The 16,639-nt window shown below is 67.6% G+C and carries 19 protein-coding genes; 11 read left to right on the forward strand and 8 right to left on the reverse strand.

Annotated features, from left to right (window positions below; all coding sequences use genetic code 11):
• The first annotated feature begins 24 nt into the window (after positions 1-24).
• From KQ304_RS01810 to KQ304_RS01835, 6 genes are read left to right on the forward strand one after another with little or no spacing between them, the layout of a single operon-like run.
• Complete coding sequence (locus tag KQ304_RS01810; RefSeq protein WP_259735412.1) at positions 25-1,665, forward strand: CTP synthase; 1,641 nt, start codon at positions 25-27, stop codon at positions 1,663-1,665.
• Positions 1,662-2,351: a 7-carboxy-7-deazaguanine synthase QueE gene (locus tag KQ304_RS01815; RefSeq protein WP_259735413.1), complete on the forward strand. Its 690-nt coding sequence runs from the start codon at positions 1,662-1,664 to the stop codon at positions 2,349-2,351. The genes KQ304_RS01810 and KQ304_RS01815 overlap by 4 nt, the downstream gene beginning before the upstream one ends.
• Positions 2,352-2,400: 49 nt before the next feature.
• The gene (gene hisS, locus KQ304_RS01820) at positions 2,401-3,684 is read left to right on the forward strand and encodes a histidine--tRNA ligase (RefSeq protein WP_259735444.1); all 1,284 of its coding nucleotides are present in this window, start codon (positions 2,401-2,403) and stop codon (positions 3,682-3,684) included.
• 43 nt (positions 3,685-3,727) lie between these two features.
• Entirely contained in the window at positions 3,728-5,131 is a 1,404-nt protein-coding gene (locus KQ304_RS01825; RefSeq protein WP_259735414.1) for a nucleotide sugar dehydrogenase, read from the forward strand.
• 4 nt (positions 5,132-5,135) lie between these two features.
• Positions 5,136-6,083, forward strand: coding sequence for a UDP-glucuronic acid decarboxylase family protein (locus tag KQ304_RS01830; RefSeq protein ID WP_259735415.1), 948 nt, complete (start codon positions 5,136-5,138; stop codon positions 6,081-6,083).
• A gap of 7 nt (positions 6,084-6,090) precedes the next feature.
• Entirely contained in the window at positions 6,091-7,128 is a 1,038-nt protein-coding gene (locus tag KQ304_RS01835) for an NAD-dependent epimerase (RefSeq protein WP_259735416.1), read from the forward strand.
• Positions 7,129-7,191: 63 nt separating this feature from the next.
• Here KQ304_RS01835 and KQ304_RS01840 read toward each other — a convergent pair whose 3' ends face one another.
• The 6 genes from KQ304_RS01840 to KQ304_RS01865 form a co-directional block, all read right to left on the reverse strand.
• Positions 7,192-7,392 carry a photosystem II reaction center protein J gene (locus KQ304_RS01840; protein WP_006173007.1) on the reverse strand — a complete coding sequence of 67 codons (201 nt, stop codon included), beginning with the start codon at positions 7,390-7,392 and terminating at the stop codon, positions 7,192-7,194.
• Between the two features lie 15 nt (positions 7,393-7,407).
• Positions 7,408-7,527: a photosystem II reaction center protein L gene (locus tag KQ304_RS01845; RefSeq protein WP_006173008.1), complete on the reverse strand. Its 120-nt coding sequence runs from the start codon at positions 7,525-7,527 to the stop codon at positions 7,408-7,410.
• A gap of 8 nt (positions 7,528-7,535) precedes the next feature.
• Positions 7,536-7,670: a cytochrome b559 subunit beta gene (psbF, locus tag KQ304_RS01850; RefSeq protein ID WP_006173009.1), complete on the reverse strand. Its 135-nt coding sequence runs from the start codon at positions 7,668-7,670 to the stop codon at positions 7,536-7,538.
• 3 nt (positions 7,671-7,673) lie between these two features.
• A complete protein-coding gene (gene psbE, locus KQ304_RS01855; protein WP_006173010.1) occupies positions 7,674-7,922 on the reverse strand; it encodes a cytochrome b559 subunit alpha in 249 nt (82 codons plus the stop codon).
• Positions 7,923-8,009: 87 nt separating this feature from the next.
• Complete coding sequence (locus tag KQ304_RS01860) at positions 8,010-9,005, reverse strand: photosynthesis system II assembly factor Ycf48 (RefSeq protein ID WP_259735417.1); 996 nt, start codon at positions 9,003-9,005, stop codon at positions 8,010-8,012.
• Positions 9,006-9,010: 5 nt separating this feature from the next.
• Positions 9,011-9,379, reverse strand: a complete 369-nt coding sequence (locus KQ304_RS01865; RefSeq protein WP_259735418.1) for a rubredoxin — start codon at positions 9,377-9,379, stop codon at positions 9,011-9,013.
• Between the two features lie 88 nt (positions 9,380-9,467).
• Between KQ304_RS01865 and KQ304_RS01870 the strand changes: the two genes are divergently transcribed.
• The 3 genes from KQ304_RS01870 to KQ304_RS01880 are packed head-to-tail and all read left to right on the forward strand — an operon-like array spanning position 9,468 to position 11,152.
• Entirely contained in the window at positions 9,468-9,830 is a 363-nt protein-coding gene (locus KQ304_RS01870) for an NAD(P)H-quinone oxidoreductase subunit 3 (protein WP_255110627.1), read from the forward strand.
• Between the two features lie 34 nt (positions 9,831-9,864).
• The gene (gene nuoB, locus KQ304_RS01875) at positions 9,865-10,626 is read left to right on the forward strand and encodes an NADH-quinone oxidoreductase subunit NuoB (RefSeq protein WP_259735419.1); all 762 of its coding nucleotides are present in this window, start codon (positions 9,865-9,867) and stop codon (positions 10,624-10,626) included.
• The gene (locus KQ304_RS01880) at positions 10,619-11,152 is read left to right on the forward strand and encodes an NAD(P)H-quinone oxidoreductase subunit J (RefSeq protein ID WP_259735420.1); all 534 of its coding nucleotides are present in this window, start codon (positions 10,619-10,621) and stop codon (positions 11,150-11,152) included. Before nuoB ends, KQ304_RS01880 begins: the two co-directional genes overlap by 8 nt.
• A 22-nt stretch (positions 11,153-11,174) precedes the next feature.
• Here the strand turns inward: KQ304_RS01880 and yvcK are convergent, their stop codons facing one another.
• Positions 11,175-12,566 (reverse strand): gluconeogenesis factor YvcK family protein, encoded by a 1,392-nt coding sequence (gene yvcK, locus KQ304_RS01885; protein WP_259735445.1) that lies wholly within the window; start codon positions 12,564-12,566, stop codon positions 11,175-11,177.
• A gap of 126 nt (positions 12,567-12,692) precedes the next feature.
• Here yvcK and KQ304_RS01890 point away from each other — a divergent pair, with 126 nt between their 5' ends.
• Entirely contained in the window at positions 12,693-13,508 is an 816-nt protein-coding gene (locus KQ304_RS01890; RefSeq protein WP_259735421.1) for an ABC transporter ATP-binding protein, read from the forward strand.
• A gap of 6 nt (positions 13,509-13,514) precedes the next feature.
• A complete protein-coding gene (locus KQ304_RS01895; RefSeq protein WP_259735422.1) occupies positions 13,515-14,471 on the forward strand; it encodes an MlaD family protein in 957 nt (318 codons plus the stop codon).
• Here the strand turns inward: KQ304_RS01895 and bchD are convergent.
• Positions 14,458-16,611: a magnesium chelatase ATPase subunit D gene (gene bchD, locus KQ304_RS01900; protein ID WP_259735423.1), complete on the reverse strand. Its 2,154-nt coding sequence runs from the start codon at positions 16,609-16,611 to the stop codon at positions 14,458-14,460. The two genes, KQ304_RS01895 and bchD, sit on opposite strands and share 14 nt — an antisense overlap.
• Positions 16,612-16,639: the final 28 nt, after the last annotated feature.

Here is a 16,639-nt window from a genome sequence, read left to right on the forward strand (position 1 = left end):
TCCGCCAACGCCCGCCCTCCGCCCATGGCGAAATTCGTCTTCGTGACCGGCGGGGTGGTGTCGAGCATCGGCAAGGGGATCGTGGCGGCGAGCCTGGGGAGGCTGCTCAAATCCCGGGGCTACAGCGTCTCGATCCTCAAGCTCGATCCCTACCTCAATGTGGATCCGGGCACGATGAGCCCGTACCAGCACGGTGAGGTGTTCGTCACCCAGGACGGCGCCGAGACCGACCTCGACCTGGGCCACTACGAGCGCTTCACCGACACCGCCATGTCGCGCCTGAACAGCGTGACCACCGGCTCGATCTACCAGGCGGTGATCAACAAGGAGCGCCGCGGTGATTACAACGGCGGCACCGTGCAGGTGATCCCCCACATCACCGGCGAAATCCGTGAGCGCATCCACCGGGTGGCCGCCGACAGCGGCGTGGATGTGGTGATCACCGAGATCGGCGGCACGGTGGGTGACATCGAATCGCTGCCCTTCCTGGAGGCCATCCGTGAGTTCCGCGGTGATGTGGGCCGCCGTGATCTGGCCTATGTGCACGTCACCCTGCTGCCCTACATCGGCACCTCCGGGGAGATCAAGACCAAGCCCACCCAGCACTCGGTCAAGGAGCTGCGCTCGATCGGCATCCAGCCCGATCTGCTGGTCTGCCGCTGCGACCGGCCGATCAGCGAGGAGCTCAAGGCCAAGATCGGTGGCTTCTGTGGCGTCCACCGCGAGGCGGTGATCCCCGCCCGCGATGCCGACAGCATCTATGCGGTGCCCATCGCCCTGGAGCAGGAGGGCCTCTGCCGCCAGGTGCTGGAGGTGCTGGGCCTGGAGGATCGCGACAGCGACATGCAGCGCTGGGAGGGCCTGGTGCAGAAGCTGCGCAACCCCGGCGCGGCGGTGAAGGTGGCGCTGGTGGGCAAGTACGTGCAGCTCAACGACGCCTACCTCTCGGTGGTGGAGGCCCTGCGCCATGCCTGCATCGACCGGGATGCCTGCCTCGACCTGCACTGGGTCTCCGCCGAGCAGATCGAGACCCAGGGGGCCGAAGCGCTGCTGCGGGGCATGGATGCGGTGGTGGTGCCGGGTGGCTTCGGCCATCGGGGGGTGGACGGCAAGGTGGCGGCGATCCGCTGGGCCCGCGAGGAGCGGGTGCCCTTCCTGGGGCTCTGCCTGGGCATGCAGTGCGCCGTGATCGAGTGGGCGCGCAACCTGGGGGGTCTGGAGGGTGCCACCAGCGCCGAGCTCGACCCCGACAGCCCCCACCCGGTGATCCACCTGCTGCCGGAGCAGCAGGACGTGATCGACCTGGGCGGCACCATGCGCCTGGGGGTCTATCCCTGCCGGCTGGCGGCGGGCACCATCGCCGCCAGGCTCTACGGCGAGGAGGTGGTCTACGAGCGGCACCGCCACCGCTATGAGTTCAACAACGCCTACCGCACCCTTTTCCAGGCGGGCGGTTACACCATCAGCGGCACCTCCCCCGATGGCCGTCTGGTGGAGCTGATCGAGCGGGAGGATCACCCCTTCTTCGCCGCCTGTCAGTACCACCCCGAATTCCTCTCCCGCCCCGGCAAGCCCCATCCCCTCTTCCGCGGGCTGATCGCGGCGGCCCAGCGGCAGGGGGCGCCCAGTGAGAGCCCGCTGGAGGGTGTGCCGATTGCGTCATGAGCGGCGAGGCTCCTGCCCAGGTCCAGCTCCAGGCCCAGGCTGCTCCGCATGGCCTGGAGCTGCCGGTGGTGGAAACCTTTCACTCCCTGCAGGGGGAGGGGGTCCATGCCGGCCGCAGCGCTTTTTTCCTGCGTCTGGCGGGCTGCACGGTGGGCTGCCCCTGGTGCGACACCAAGCACTCCTGGCCGGAGCAGGCCCACCCGCGCCGCTGCCTGGCCGCCCTGGCGGCGGAAGCGGCCGCGGCCAAGGCCGCCGGTGCCGCCTTCGCGGTGATCACCGGCGGTGAGCCCCTGCACCACAACCTCGATGGGCTGTGTGCGGCCCTGGACCAGGCGGCACCGGGGCTGCCCCTGCATCTCGAGACCAGCGGTGTCGATCCACTCACGGGCCGGTTCGACTGGATCACCCTTTCGCCCAAGTCCCACCGGCCCCCGCTGGAGGCGCTGCTGAGGGCCTGCTCCGAGCTCAAGGTGGTGGTCCACAAAGACGACGACCTGGCCTTTGCCGAGGCCATGGCCGCCGCCGCCCTGGCCCAGCGCCGGGGCTCAGCGCTGCCGCCGCCGGTGTTGCTGCTGCAGCCCGGGGCCGCCAGCGATCACGGCCGGGAGCTGGCGGTGAACCACGTGCGCCGTCACCCCGGCTGGCGCCTCAGCCTGCAGACCCACAAGTGGCTGGGGCTGCGCTGAGGCCCACTCCAGCGATCCCGCAAACTGTGAGCGAGTGAGCAACGCGGGCGTGGACAAGCTGCAGAGCCTTCGGGGCATGGTCGATCTGCTGCCGGAGCAGATGCCCCTGTGGCAGCGGATCGAAGCCACAATGCGCGCCCAGTTCGAGCGCGCCGCCCTCCGGGAAATCCGTACGCCGCTGCTGGAGGTCACCGAGCTGTTCGCCCGCGGCATCGGTGAAGCCACCGATGTGGTGGGCAAGGAGATGTACACCTTCCTCGATCGGGGTGAGCGCAGCTGCACCCTGCGGCCCGAGGGCACCGCCTCGGTGGTGCGCGCCGCCCTGCAGCACAGCCTGCTGGGCCAGGGGCCCCAGCGGCTCTGGTACACCGGGCCGATGTTTCGCTATGAGCGCCCCCAGGCCGGGCGCCAGCGCCAGTTCCACCAGGTGGGGATCGAGCTGCTGGGCTTCGCTGACCCCCGCAGCGATGCCGAAGCGATTGCCATCGCCTGGGACCTGCTCAGCGCCCTGGGGTTGGGCGGACTGTCGCTGGAGCTTAATTCCCTCGGTGATCCCAGCGATCGCGCCGCCTACCGCAGCACCCTGGTGGACTGGCTGCAGCTGCGCCAGGAGCAGCTCGATGCCGATTCCAGGGAGCGGATCAGCACCAACCCCCTGCGCATCCTCGACAGCAAGAACACCGGCACCCAGGCCCTGCTGGCCGAGGCCCCCCAGCTGATCGACAGCCTCAGCGACGCCAGCCGTGAGCGCTTCGGTGCTGTGCGCCGCTGCCTCGATGCCCTGGAGATCCCCTATCGGCTCAACCCCCGTCTGGTGCGCGGTCTCGATTACTACACCCACACCGCCTTCGAGATCACCAGCACTCAGCTCGGCGCCCAGGCCACCGTCTGTGGCGGCGGCCGCTACGACGGCCTGATCGAGCAGCTGGGCGGTGCGTCCACGGCGGCCGTGGGCTGGGCGATCGGCCTGGAGCGGCTGGTGTTGCTGCTGGCCCAGGCCCAGGCCGCCGGCACGGTGGCCCTGGGCGCCCCCGCCCCGGACCTGTATCTGGTGAGCCGCGGCGAGCAGGCGGAATGTCAGGCGCTGGTGCTGGCTCGTCAGTGGCGCCAGGCCGGCCGCAGCGTGGAGCTCGATCTCACCGGCGCCGCCTTCGCCAAACAGCTGAAACGCGCCGACCGCTCCGGCGCCCCCTGGGCGGTGGTGATCGGCGAGGAGGAGGCCCGGCAGGGGGTGGTGCTGCTCAAGAACCTGCGCCGCAGCGCTGATTCGCCTGAAGAGGAACGGTTGCGGCCAGTTGAACTTCTCAGGCGACTGGGTGATCCATCCATATGAGATGCTCCTCAAGGATGAAGTCCACCCCACGTTCTGCCCCGTGATGACAGTCCGGACCATTTGCTGCATCGGTGCGGGTTATGTGGGTGGACCTACGATGGCGGTGATCGCCGACCGCTGCCCGCAGATCCAGGTCACTCTCGTTGACCTCAATGCCGAGAGGATTGCCGCCTGGAATGATGCCGATCTGGGCCGGCTCCCTGTCTATGAGCCGGGACTAGCGGATGTGGTAGCCCGCTGCCGTGGTCGCAATCTCCACTTCACCACCGAGGTGGATGGGGCGATTGCAGCGGCCGATATGGTCTTCCTCTCGGTGAATACTCCCACGAAGAGAAAGGGCCTCGGGGCCGGGCAGGCGTCCGATCTGCGCTGGATCGAGGCCTCCGCCCGCCAGGTGGCCGCCCAGGCCCGAGGGCACACGATCGTTGTGGAGAAGAGCACCCTGCCGGTGCGCACCGCTGAAACGATTCAGGCCATTCTCTCTGCCGCCCAGGAAGGCACTGAGGGCGAACCTAAATCATTTTCGGTGCTCTCCAACCCTGAGTTTCTGGCGGAGGGAACGGCCATCTCCGATCTGGAGAACCCTGACCGTGTCCTGATCGGCGGCGATGATCCGGGCTCCATCGATGCTCTGGCTGAGATCTACTCCAACTGGGTCAATCCTGAGCGGATTCTGCGCACCAACCTCTGGAGCAGTGAACTGTCCAAGCTCACGGCCAATGCCTTCCTGGCCCAGAGGATTTCTTCGATCAATGCCATCGGTGCCCTCTGTGAGGCCACTGGCGCTGATGTCAAGGAGGTGGCCCGGGCCATCGGCTCTGATTCCCGCCTCGGATCGAAATTTCTCTCGGCCGGTCCTGGTTTCGGCGGCAGTTGCTTCCGCAAGGACATCCTCAACCTGGTCTATCTCTGCCGTCACTACGGCCTGGAGCCGGCGGCCCAGTACTGGGAGCAGGTGGTGGAACTCAACAGCTGGCAGCAGCGTCGCATCGCCCGGCTGGTGGTGAGTCGGCTGTTCGGCACCGTCAGCGGCAAGCGCCTGGCGGTGCTGGGGTTCGCCTTCAAGGCCGACACCAACGACACCCGCGAATCACCGGCCATCAGCATCTGCCGCGATCTGCTCGAAGAAGGGGCGCATCTGGCGATTCATGACCCGAAGGTGGGAGTCGATCAGATCACCAGCGACCTGGGCCAGGGGGCCAGTGCCCCCGGTCTTGGCCTGGCTGATGAGGGCAGCTGGCAGCGTGCTGCCAGTGTGCTGGAGGCCGTGGAGGGTGCCGACGCGGTGATCGTGCTCACGGAATGGAGCCATTTCGCGCAACTCGACTGGCCGGCGATCGCTGCACGCATGCGCCGGCCCGCCTGGCTGTTTGACGTGCGCGCGGTGACCGATGCTGAGGCGGCCCGGGTGGCTGGTCTTAGGGTCTGGCTGGTGGGAGAAGGTTGAATCGATGGCTCCACCCTCCCTGCGTCATCTCGTCACCGGCGGCGCCGGCTTTGTGGGCTCCACCCTCGTCGATCGGCTGATGGAGGCCGGCGAAGAGGTGATCTGCCTCGACAACTACTTCACCGGACGCAAGGCCAATGTGGTCCGCTGGATCGGCCATCCCCACTTTGAGCTGATTCGCCACGACGTCACCGAGCCGATTCGTCTGGAGGTTGATCGGATCTGGCATCTGGCCTGTCCGGCTTCACCGCGGCACTACCAGTCGAACCCGATCAAGACCGCGAAGACGAGCTTTCTGGGCACCTACAACATGCTCGGACTGGCCAGCCGGGTGGGGGCACGGCTGTTGCTGGCCAGCACCAGTGAAGTGTATGGCGATCCGGAGGTGCATCCCCAGCCTGAAAGTTATCGCGGCAGTGTGAATCCCATCGGAATTCGCTCCTGCTACGACGAGGGCAAGCGCATCGCTGAAGCTCTCTGCTTCGATTACATGCGCATGCATGGCACGGAGATTCGTGTGGCCAGAATCTTCAACACCTATGGCCCGCGCATGGCCCCCGATGATGGGCGTGTGGTCAGCAATTTCATCGTGCAGGCCCTGCGCGGCCAGCCCTTGACCCTCTACGGCGATGGCAGCCAGACGCGCAGCTTCTGTTATGTGGATGATCTGGTGGAGGGTCTGATCCGGCTGATGAACGGGCACCACACGGGCCCGATCAACATCGGCAACCCTGGTGAATTCACGATCCGCCAACTGGCGGAGCAGGTGCTGGAACGCATCAACCCTGAGTTGCCGCTGACCTATCTGCCCCTGCCCCAGGATGACCCCCTTCAGCGCCAACCTGTGATCGATCTGGCCCGCGCTGAGCTGGGCTGGGAACCGCAGGTGACGCTTGAGCAGGGTCTGGGCCCCACGATTGCCCATTTCCGCTCCGTACTGGGACTCGAGTAGCCATGACATGACGGACCCGAGGACAGTACTGGTGACCGGCGCAGCCGGTTTTGTCGGAGCTGCGGTCACCGAGGCGCTTCTGCGGCGCGACGAGCGCGTGGTGGGTCTCGACAACCTCAACGCCTACTACGATCCGGCCCTGAAGCGAGCCCGGCTCAGCCGCTTGCAGCGCATGCCGGCCCCGGATCAGGGGGGCGGTTTCCGCTTCCGGGAGCTTGATCTTGAGGACGGCTCCGCCATGGCGGAGTTATTCGAGAGCGAACGCCCCCGCGCCGTGATCCACCTGGCCGCGCAGGCGGGGGTGCGTTATTCGATCGAGAATCCGGCGGCTTACATCCAGAGCAATCTGGTGGGCTTCGGGAACATCCTGGAGGGTTGCCGCCACCATGGCGTGGAGCACCTGGTGTATGCCTCCAGCAGTTCGGTGTATGGCGGCAACCGGAGCATGCCCTTTTCGGAGCAGCATCCGGTGAATCATCCGGTGAGTCTTTATGCGGCCACCAAGAAGGCCAATGAACTGATGGCCCACACCTACAGCCACCTCTACGGGCTGCCGGCCACGGGTCTGCGCTTCTTCACCGTCTACGGCCCCTGGGGGCGGCCCGACATGGCGCCGATGCTGTTCGCCAAAGCGATCCTCGCGGGAGAACCGATCCGGGTGTTCAACCATGGCCGCATGCAGCGTGACTTCACCTACATCGACGACATCGTCGAGGGTGTGATCCGCTGCCTCGACAAGCCCGCCACCCCGGATCCACACTTCGATCCGCTGGAATCGAACCCGGCCACGGCGGCAGCTCCCCACCGGCTGTTCAACATCGGCAACAGCCAGCCCACCCCCTTGCTGCGTTTCATCGAGGTGCTCGAAGATGCCCTGGGCGTCAAGGCCATCCGCCAGTTCGAGCCCATGCAACCCGGGGATGTGGCCGCCACCGCCGCGGACACGTCAGCCCTGGAGGCCTGGGTGGGATTTGCGCCCCACACCCCGCTGGAGGTGGGGATCGGCCATTTTGCCCGCTGGTATCGCGACTACTACGGGGTCTGAGCTCATCGCCATCAAAAAAGGGCCCCATCGGGGCCCTGGCTTCAGGTGAAGCTGCGTTGAGGATCAGGCCGAACCGACGCCCACGTAGGAGCCGTAGAAGAACAGGCCCACCACGAAGATGACGGCAATGCCGCCGGCGGTGGCCACGAGCCAGAGGGGTAAAACCCCTTCGGTCCAGCGGCTCTTCCAGGCCACAGCGGGGCGGCCATCGGGAAGGCGGTCGGGTAAACGACCGTCTGGTAAACCGGATTTCTTGCCGCTCATGGCTGTGTCTCCCGATCAGTTGAAGAAATAGCTGGTGAACAGCACACCGATGACGAACACGAACAGCAGGCCCAGATAAAGACTGGTGCGGTTCAGCTCGACCGGCAAGTTGTTCGGGTTGGGATTGCGCTGCATGGTGGTATTCAGCGACGGACGAACTGCATGGCCGCCAGGGCACCCAGGAAAAAGACCGTGGGGATCCCCAGCGCATGCAACGACAACCAGCGGACCGTGAAGATCGGATAGTTGCGGGGCGTGGTGCTCGGTGACTGGGTCATGGCCTATTGCAAGCGCAGATCGAGCTGGCTCTTGCCTTCGTAGCGCTTACTCACCACGGGTGCCTTGGCTTCCTGGGCCTGGAAGTAGGCATCGGGACGAGGCGTACCGAAGGCGTCGTAAGCCAGACCGGTGGAGACGAACAAGAAGCCCGCCAAAAAGATCGCCGGCAAGGTGACGGCGTGGATCACCCAGTAACGGATGCTCGTAATAATCTCGAAGAACGGACGTTCTCCGGTGGAGCCGGCAGCCATAGCAGCGGGCAATTCAACTCGTTGATCTTAGGCCTTGGCGGTGGGGCGGAGCGGGCGCTCCGCCAGGTTGGTTACACAGGGATGCAGTCAGCCCACCCAGCGCAGCAGGTTGCCCCGCTCCCCCAGCAGGAAGCCCTTGCCATCGCCGTTGAAGACGATCCGGGTGAAGTTGGTGGGCTGGGAGCCCGCCAGGGGGTCCCGCTTCCAGCTGGAGCCTTCGTCTTCGCTCACCAGCAGGGTGCCGCTGCCGCCGCCGGCCCAGATGGCGCCGTTGGGATCCCAGGCCATGTCGAGGTAGCCGTAGCCGTTGGTGATCGGGATCACCGGCTTGCTCCAGGCCTCCACATCGGCGGCATCGGGGTTGAAGCGCAGCTGGGCGCCGCGGGTGACCATCCAGAGGTTGCCGTCGGGCTGGAAGCCCATGCTCTGCAGCCGTTGGCTGCTGATGCGCTGGTGGGGCTCCCAGGTGGCCTGGCCTGGCCCCCAGGTGGCGAAGAAGTTGCCCAGGCTCGAGACGCTCACGTAGCGGCCATCGGCGGCGCGGCGCAGGTCGCGCACGGCGCCGGCGGCATCGCTCACCTCGGCCTGCCAGCTGCCGCCGCCATCACTGGTGCGGTAGATGGCGCCCACGGTGGTGGCCAGCTCGGCCTTCCCCTTCTCCAGGGCCGTGATCAGGTAGGGATCACCAGGCAGCTTGGTGTCGAGCAGCAGGCGCTCCCAGTTCTGGCCGGCGTCGGTGCTGTGCAGCAGCAGGCCCGGCTGGCCGGCGATCCAGCCCTCCTTGCCGCTGAAGTCGATGCTGAGCAGGCGGAAGTTCTCGTCTTCCGGCAGAGCGAGGGCGCGGGCTTCCCAGCTGGCACCTCCATCCTCGGTTTCGAGGATCAGACGGTTGCTGCCCACCAGGAAGCCGTGCCTGTCGTCGGTGAAAGCCAGGTCAAGGGGATTGGAGCGGGTCTCGAGGGCGACGGGCTGCCAGGGGCTGCTGGCCGCCAGGGGCAGGCCGGTGGTGACGCAGCCGCCGAGGCCGAAGGCCAGGCCCACGGCCAGTACCAGGCCGAGCAGGGAAGAGAACAGGCGTTTCACAGGACTCAACGGAGGGAATACAGAGAGAGGAAGAAGGCGAAGGCCAGGGCGAAGCCCCCGAAGATCAGCACGTTCTTCTGGCCGGGGGTGAGCTTGTTCACGCCGAGGCCGAAGTTGAGGTTCTCCTCGAAGCCACTGGGCTTGTTGCGTGGACCGATGTCGCGGAAGGCGCCGACGCGGCTGCGGCAGACCGGGCAGCGAAAGCCGATCGGATCCAGCTCCGTGAACGGAACCCCCGGGGCGATGGCCAGTTTGCGGATGCCCTCCTCGGGGTCGTAGACGAAGCCGCAGCTGCGGCACTCGTAGCGGTGGGTGTCGGGATCGCTGGGCTCCCCTGGAGCTCGTTCCTCGTCGCTGTCGTGCCCGTTGACCATGGCGCTGGTCCCACTGCCGTCAGATCGGACTCTATCCAGGCGATCTCTGCCCGCGGATGCCAGACTGCGCCGCAGGATGGGCCCGTTCATGTTCGTGCTTCCCGGCTACGACGCCTTTCTGGGATTTCTGCTGATCGCAGCGGCTGTTCCCGTGCTGGCTCTGGTCACCAACAAGCTGGTGGCGCCCAAATCGAGGGCTGGCGAGCGCCGCCTCACCTACGAATCGGGGATGGAGCCGATCGGGGGTGCCTGGATCCAGTTCAATATTCGTTATTACATGTTCGCTCTGGTCTTCGTCATCTTCGACGTCGAGACCGTCTTCCTCTATCCGTGGGCCGTGGCGTTCCATCGCCTGGGCCTGCTGGCCTTCATCGAAGCTCTCATCTTCATCTCGATTCTCGTGGTGGCCCTCGCCTACGCCTGGCGCAAGGGTGCCCTCGAGTGGAGCTGAACCCCAGCCATCCGGACCCCCGACCAGCCGAACGATGACCCTCACACCGACCAGCCCCGGCAGCAGCGAGGCCCCCTCGATCGAGGCCCTCCGCGATCTGCGCGCCGCCACCTGCAACCCGGTGGGCGCCCCCACGGTCACCTCGGATCTCTCCGAGAACGTGATCCTCACCAGCCTCGATGACCTGCACAACTGGGCTCGGCTCAGCAGCCTCTGGCCCCTGCTCTACGGCACGGCCTGCTGTTTCATCGAGTTCGCGGCCCTGCTGGGCTCCCGCTTCGACTTCGACCGTTTCGGCCTGGTGCCCCGCTCCAGCCCGCGCCAGGCGGATCTGCTGATCACCGCCGGCACCGTGACGATGAAGATGGCGCCGGCCCTGGTGCGGCTCTATGAGCAGATGCCCGAGCCCAAGTATGTGATCGCCATGGGCGCCTGCACGATCACCGGCGGCATGTTCTCCGCCGACTCCACCACCGCCGTGCGCGGCGTCGACAAGCTGATCCCGGTGGACCTCTACATCCCCGGTTGCCCGCCTCGGCCCGAAGCCATCTTTGATGCGGTGATCAAGCTGCGCAAGAAGGTGGGCAACGAGGCCCTGGCTGAACGCGGCAACCTGCTGCCCACCCACCGCTACCTCACGATCGAGCACGCCATGAAGGCGGTGGAGCCGATCGTGACCGGTGCCTATCTGCGGGCGGAGTCCCAGAAGGCCGCCTTTGCCGCCGGTGCCGGCCTGCCCCTGGCCACCCCCGAACCCGAAGCCCTCCAAGCCACCCGCGCCTCCAGCGATGCCTGATCCCACCACCGAGCTCAGCCCCGCCCCGATCGGCGCGGTCAGCCAGTGGCTGACCAGCCAGGGATTCGACCACCAGCCCCTGCCCGCCGACCACCTCGGCGTGGAGATCATCGGCGTGGAGCCGTTGTTCCTGCCGGTGGTGGCGGCGGCCCTCAAGGCCTCCGGCTTCGACTATCTGCAGTGCCAGGGCGGCTACGACGAAGGCCCGGGCGGTCGTCTGGTCAGCTTCTATCACCTGGTCAAGCTGGCGGCGGCGCTGGAGCAGGGCCCATCCCCCTCGAAGCCTCCTGAAGAAGTGCGCCTGAAGGTGTTCCTGGAGCGCACCAGCGCCCTCACCATTCCGACCCTCTACGGCCTCTTCCGTGGTGCCGACTGGCAGGAGCGTGAAACCTTCGACATGTTCGGCATCACCTATTCAGGCCACCCCCATCCCAAGCGCCTGCTGATGCCCGAAGACTGGAAGGGCTATCCCCTGCGCAAGGACTACGTCCAGCCAGATTTCTACGAGATGCAGGACGCCTACTGAGCTGGGCACAATTCAGCCTTGCTCACTGAGCTTTGCTGCTGAGCCAGTCGAGATCAGGGCTGGATTTCTGGCCCTTGGATTTGCGGTAGAAGCGCATCACGGCGTGGGCGAGGCCACGGGAATCGTGGCGCAGGGTGTCGTTCGGCCGTGAGCCCTGCAGGGGGGCGAGGGTCACGTCGTAGCCGGCCGCCCGCAGCTGCCGTTGGTCGCAGAGCACCGGTTCCGCTCCCCGGGCGCGGTAGTGCTCCAGCAGGGCGAGGTCCTGGAGCGGTTCCTGGGCGAGCACCGCCGGGAACAGCCGCCTGTGCACCCCGAGGCTGGCCAGCTGGGCTTCGATCGCCCGCAGGTGCCCGCCCACATCCAGCCGGTCGGTTTCTCCGGGCTGGGTCATCAGGTTGCAGATGTAGAGCTTCGGCGCCTTGGAGCGGGTGATCGCCTGCACCAGCTCCGGTACCAGCAGGTTGGGGAGCAGTGAGGTGTAAAGGCTGCCGGGCCCGAGGATGATCAGCTCGGCATTGGCGATGGCCTCAATCGCCCGGGGCAGGGCCGGCGGCCGCTCGGGGATGCAGCCCAGGCGCACGATCGGGCTGGTGGAGTGGCCGATCTTCGATTCGCCCTCGATGCGCTCGCCGTTCTCCAGCTCCGCCCAGAGGCGCACGTCGGCGTTGGTGGCCGGCACCACCTGGCCCTGCACCGCCAGCACCCGGCTGCTGGCGGTGATCGCCGACTCCAGGCTGCCGGTGATGGCCGTGAGGGCCGTGAGGAAAAGATTGCCGAAGCTGTGGCCCTCCAGACCATTGCCGGCCTTGAAGCGGTACTGGAACAGGCGGGTGAGCAGCGGCTCCTCCCGGGCCAGGGCCGCCAGGCAGTTGCGTATGTCGCCCGGCGGCTGCACCCCCAGCTCGCGCCGGAGCACACCGCTGCTGCCGCCGTCATCAGCAACGGTGACGATGGCTGTGATGTTGCTGCTGTAGCGCTTGATGCCGCTGAGCAGGGTAGAGAGGCCGGTGCCACCGCCGATCGCCACGATGTTCGGGCCACGGTTGAGCCGCCGCTGGGCCAGCAGGGCATCCACCAGCAGCGTGTCCTTCTCGGGTGCCAGGGCCTGCTGGATTGAGTCGAAGCTGCGGCTCTGGCCCCAGATCACCAGGGCCCCCCCGGCGATCAGCACCAGCGGACCGGTGAAGCCCCGCGGCAGCACCCGCGCCACGTTGGTGATCAGCCAGGTGAGCGACTCCAGCATCCAGTAGATGGGCTTGAGATCGGCCAGGATGGCGGCTCCCAGCAGCGCCAGCACCAGCCCGAGGCCCGATGTGAGCATCCAGCGCTTCACCACCAGCCCTGGTTGCAGCCAGCGCACGGCCCGCTTCGAGCGGCTCACCAGGTCTTGCTGGCGCAGGTCGCCGCGGCCCATCCAGCCGGGACGTTTGACCCCCCGGCGCGGGCGACGGGCGGGCTTGGAGGGGCGCTGGGAGGTCAAGCCGTTGGGGCGTTACGCCACAGCACAGAGCAACAGGAACTGTACGGAGGAAATGCCGGGATGAACCGATCCCCTGCCTGCGCACCCGCCGACGGTCTTGACGCGCCCGTACTGGAGCTCGAGGGCGTGGGCATGCGCTGGGGCAACAACCGGGTGCTCGATGGCCTCAGCCTCAGCCTGGGACGGGGGGAGAGGCTGGCGGTGGTGGGCCCCTCGGGCACGGGCAAATCGACGGTGCTGCGCATCCTCGCCGGCCTGCTGCTGCCCACGGCGGGGGAGCTGCGGCTGCACGGCGCCCCCCAGCGCTATCTGCGGCTCGACCAGCTGCGTCCGCCGGATGTGCGCCTGGTCTTTCAGAACCCGGCCCTGCTGGGCTCGCTGAACGTGCGAGAAAACGTGGGCTTTCTGCTCTACCGCCACAGCACGCTGAAGGAGGCTCAGATCCGTCAGCGGGTCGGCCGGGCCCTGGAGGCCGTGGGGCTCTTCGGCATCGAGGAGCGGCTGCCCGGCGAGCTCAGCGGCGGCATGCAGAAACGGGTGAGCTTCGCTCGTGCCCTGATCGAGGATCCTGGCCAGCCGGCCGGGCAGCATCCGATCCTGCTGTTCGATGAGCCCACCGCCGGGCTCGATCCGGTGGCCTGCACCCGCATCGAGGACCTGATCGTGACCACCACCCAGGTGGCGGCGGGCTGCTCGGTGGTGGTCAGCCATGTGATGAGCACAATCGTGCGCTCGGCCGAGCGGGTGGCGATGCTCTACGAGGGGCATCTGCAGTGGCTGGGTTCCGTTCAGGACTTCGTCCGTACTGACAATCCTTATGTGGTCCAGTTTCGAACCGGTAGCCTGAGCGGACCGATGCAACCGGCGGAGATCTAGAGCCCCATGCGTCGCAGTGTGCGAGAGGCCATCGTTGGATTTTCGCTGCTGGCGGCCGTGGTGGGAGGAGCGGGTTTCTGGTTCTGGCTCCGGGGCATCTCCCTCAGCCAGAACAACTGGATGCTGAAGGTGAGCTTCCAGGATGCCGCCGGCCTGGCGGATCGATCAGCGGTGATCTTCCGCGGCGTGCAGGTGGGCAGCGTGCGCAAGATCAGGACCACCTCCGCGGCGGTGCTGGCCGAACTGGAGATCAGCGACCCCACCCTGCGCCTGGCGCGCCCCACCCTGGCCCAGGTGCAGACCGGCTCTCTGCTGGGCGGTGATGCCCAGGTGTCGCTGATCAGCACCGGCAATCCCCTGCCCGAGGATGGCCCTCTGCCGCGGGCCAAGGACTGCGACAACACGGTGATGGTCTGCGCCGGCAGTGAGCTCAAGGGCGTCACCGCCGCCAGCCTCAACAGCGTCACCGAGCTGATGGAGCGCCTGCTGGCCGAAGTGGACCAGAAGCAGATCGTGGGCGAGCTGGCCCGCACCACCCGCAGCTTCGATGCCACCTCCAAGGAGGCCACCCAGTTCCTGCAGCGGGCCCAGGTGCTGGTGGCCGAGCTGAAGAGCTCGGTGGGCAAGGCCGATCCGATCCTGGCCAACCTCAACGTCGCCACAGCCGAAGCGGCGGCGGCCAGCCGCCATGTGCGCAATGTCACGGCCGCGCTCGACAACCCCAAGACCCTGGCCCAGCTCAAGACCACCGTGGGCAACGCCGAGCGGCTCACCGCCCGCATTGATGCCGTCGGTGGGGATGTGAACAAGCTCACCAGCGATGCCGTGTTCATGGACGGCGTGCGCAGCGTGGCCATCGGCCTCGGCCAGCTCTTTGATGAGCTCTACCCCGCCCAGACGGGCCTGGCCAAGGACAAGGCCGACGCCGAGGCGAAGAAGACGGCGGCGCCTAGGCCCCGTTGAGGGCGTCGAGGGCGATGGCGGCGATCGCCTGATCACTGGCCTTGGGCAGCTGCACGTACTTGCCGCCGGCCGCCTGGGCCAGGTCTTTGCCCATGCCGCTGCCGATGAACTTGCGCTCGGTGTCGATCACCAGCAGCTTGATGCCCAGGGCCCGGTAGCGGCCGGCCACTTGGATCACCTCCTCCTTGAGATCGACAGGCTCCTCGCCCTCCAGCTGCGGCTGGCCCAGGGAGCGGGAAAGGGGCACGTTGCCGCGACCATCGGTGATCGCCACCACCACCACCTGGCCGAGATCGCCGGTGGCCAGGGCGTTGGCCGCCACCCGGGCCGCCTGGGTGAGGCCATGGGCCAGGGGGGAACCGCCGCCGCAGGGCATCTGCTCCAGCCGGCGACGGGCGGCGGTGATCGAGCGGGTGGGGGGGAGCAGCACGTCGGCCTGCTCGCCGCGGAAGGGGATCAGGGCGACTTCGTCGCGGTTCTCGTAGGCCTCGGTGAGTAGGCGGATCACGGCCCCCTTGGCGCTCTGCATGCGGTTGAGGGCCATCGAGCCGCTGGCATCCACCAGGAAGATCACCAGGGAGCCGGCCTTGCGCTGCAGTTGCTTGGCCCGCAGGTCGCCCTCCTCCACGATCACGGCGCGGTGGGGTTCGCGGGCGCGGCGCGCTTTCTGATAGGGGGCGGCGGCCCGCAGGGTGGCATCCACGGCGATGCGGCGCACGGGGCCGCGGGGCAGCATCGGCTTGACATAACGGCCGCGGGTGTCGGAGAGCACCACCGAGCGCTTGCCGCTGCCGCCGCTGCGGGATTTGGCGGCGGCGAAGAGCAGCAGGTCGGGATCAATGGCGATGGCCTCGGGATCGAGCAGAAACTCCTCAGGCACCTGGGGCGGGGCCTGATCCTCGGGGCTGTCGTCTTCGTCGTCGTTGTCTTCGGCGTCGGGCTCGTCGGGCTCCGGCTGGTCGTCGTCGCTGTCGGGCTGCGGCGGTTCCTGCTCGGGCGGCTCGGGGCTCTCCGGCTCCGGCGGCTGTTCCCCCTGGGGCGGTGGCGGCGGTGGTGGCTCCAGCGGTTGCTCGGGATCGGGCGGCGGCAGTTGCAGCGCCCGCGGGGCGATCACCAGGCGCACGGCCACCTGCAGGTCGTCGGCGTCCACGGCATCGCGGCCGCTGAGGGCCGCATGGGCCCGCGCCACCCGCACGGCGTAGAGCTCGGAGCGGTGGCCCTCGACGCCGCCGCGCAGCGCCTCCTGCACCAGGTAGACGATCTGCTCGCGGGCGATCGTCACATCGGGCAGCCACTGGCGGGCCAGCAGCAGCTGGGTGGCGAGGGCGTCGGTTTCCTCCTGCCAGCGGGCGCGGAAGTCTTCGCTGGAGCTGCCGTGGTCGAGGGCGGAGTTGGTGATTGCCACCCGCTGCTCGATCTCCAGCAGCTGGTTGGCCGAGAGGGCGATGGCGAAGCGATCGAGCAGGTGGTCGCGCACCGCCCCCTCCTCGGGGTTGTAGGTGGCGATCAGCAGGGTGCGGCAGGGGTGGGAGAGGCTCAGCCCTTCGCGCTCGATCCTGTTGTCTCCTGAGCCCACCGCCGCCAGCAGCAGGTTGGTGATGCCGTCGTCGAGCAGGTTGAGTTCATCGACGTAGAGCACACCCCGGTGGGCTTCGGCCAGCAGGCCGGGCTGGAACACCGGCGCTCCGGCGGCCAGGGAGGCGGTCACATCCACCGAGCCCACCAGCCGGTCTTCGGTGACGCCAAGCGGCACCTGGATGAACGGGGCGGGAATCACCGCGGTGGGCAGCAGCGCCGTGGGATCGGCTCCGGTTGGATCACCGCCCAACTGGGTGATGCGGGCGTGAATGGTGGCGTCCCAGTCGTCGGGCCGCTGGGGATCAACATTGAGGCGGCGGCAGGCCTCACCGAGCGCCAGCACGTCGATCGGCGGCAGCAGGGCATGCAGTCCCCTGGCCAGCACCGACTTGCCGGTGCCGCGGCCGCCGGCGATCACCACCCCGCCCAGGCCCGGATCCACCGCCGCCAGCAGCAGAGCCAGCTTGAGGGTGCCGTGGCCGGTGATGGCCGCCAGGGGGAAGGAGCTGGTGGCCACCGCTCTGGCACCCGCTGGGGAGGCTGCGGACCCGCTGACGACCATGGGGGCGGAGGCCTGAAAAGAGGACAGG

Origin of the sequence: Synechococcus sp. CS-1329, from assembly GCF_025128055.1 — a bacterium.
Lineage (GTDB): Bacteria > Cyanobacteriota > Cyanobacteriia > PCC-6307 > Cyanobiaceae > Regnicoccus_A.

What these genes read in the sequence shown, in the direction of transcription:
- KQ304_RS01810 (WP_259735412.1), top strand. Translation starts at nt 25, where the DNA reads ATGGCGAAATTCGTCTTCGTGACCGGCGGGGTGGTGTCGAGCATCGGC.
- KQ304_RS01815 (WP_259735413.1), top strand. Translation starts at nt 1,662, where the DNA reads ATGAGCGGCGAGGCTCCTGCCCAGGTCCAGCTCCAGGCCCAGGCTGCT.
- KQ304_RS01825 (WP_259735414.1), top strand. Translation starts at nt 3,728, where the DNA reads ATGACAGTCCGGACCATTTGCTGCATCGGTGCGGGTTATGTGGGTGGA.
- KQ304_RS01830 (WP_259735415.1), top strand. Translation starts at nt 5,136, where the DNA reads ATGGCTCCACCCTCCCTGCGTCATCTCGTCACCGGCGGCGCCGGCTTT.
- KQ304_RS01835 (WP_259735416.1), top strand. Translation starts at nt 6,091, where the DNA reads ATGACGGACCCGAGGACAGTACTGGTGACCGGCGCAGCCGGTTTTGTC.
- KQ304_RS01840 (WP_006173007.1), bottom strand. Translation starts at nt 7,392, where the DNA reads ATGAGCGGCAAGAAATCCGGTTTACCAGACGGTCGTTTACCCGACCGC.
- KQ304_RS01845 (WP_006173008.1), bottom strand. Translation starts at nt 7,527, where the DNA reads ATGCAGCGCAATCCCAACCCGAACAACTTGCCGGTCGAGCTGAACCGC.
- psbF (WP_006173009.1), bottom strand. Translation starts at nt 7,670, where the DNA reads ATGACCCAGTCACCGAGCACCACGCCCCGCAACTATCCGATCTTCACG.
- psbE (WP_006173010.1), bottom strand. Translation starts at nt 7,922, where the DNA reads ATGGCTGCCGGCTCCACCGGAGAACGTCCGTTCTTCGAGATTATTACG.
- KQ304_RS01865 (WP_259735418.1), bottom strand. Translation starts at nt 9,379, where the DNA reads ATGGTCAACGGGCACGACAGCGACGAGGAACGAGCTCCAGGGGAGCCC.
- KQ304_RS01870 (WP_255110627.1), top strand. Translation starts at nt 9,468, where the DNA reads ATGTTCGTGCTTCCCGGCTACGACGCCTTTCTGGGATTTCTGCTGATC.
- nuoB (WP_259735419.1), top strand. Translation starts at nt 9,865, where the DNA reads ATGACCCTCACACCGACCAGCCCCGGCAGCAGCGAGGCCCCCTCGATC.
- KQ304_RS01880 (WP_259735420.1), top strand. Translation starts at nt 10,619, where the DNA reads ATGCCTGATCCCACCACCGAGCTCAGCCCCGCCCCGATCGGCGCGGTC.
- yvcK (WP_259735445.1), bottom strand. Translation starts at nt 12,566, where the DNA reads ATGGGCCGCGGCGACCTGCGCCAGCAAGACCTGGTGAGCCGCTCGAAG.
- KQ304_RS01890 (WP_259735421.1), top strand. Translation starts at nt 12,693, where the DNA reads ATGAACCGATCCCCTGCCTGCGCACCCGCCGACGGTCTTGACGCGCCC.
- KQ304_RS01895 (WP_259735422.1), top strand. Translation starts at nt 13,515, where the DNA reads ATGCGTCGCAGTGTGCGAGAGGCCATCGTTGGATTTTCGCTGCTGGCG.
- bchD (WP_259735423.1), bottom strand. Translation starts at nt 16,611, where the DNA reads ATGGTCGTCAGCGGGTCCGCAGCCTCCCCAGCGGGTGCCAGAGCGGTG.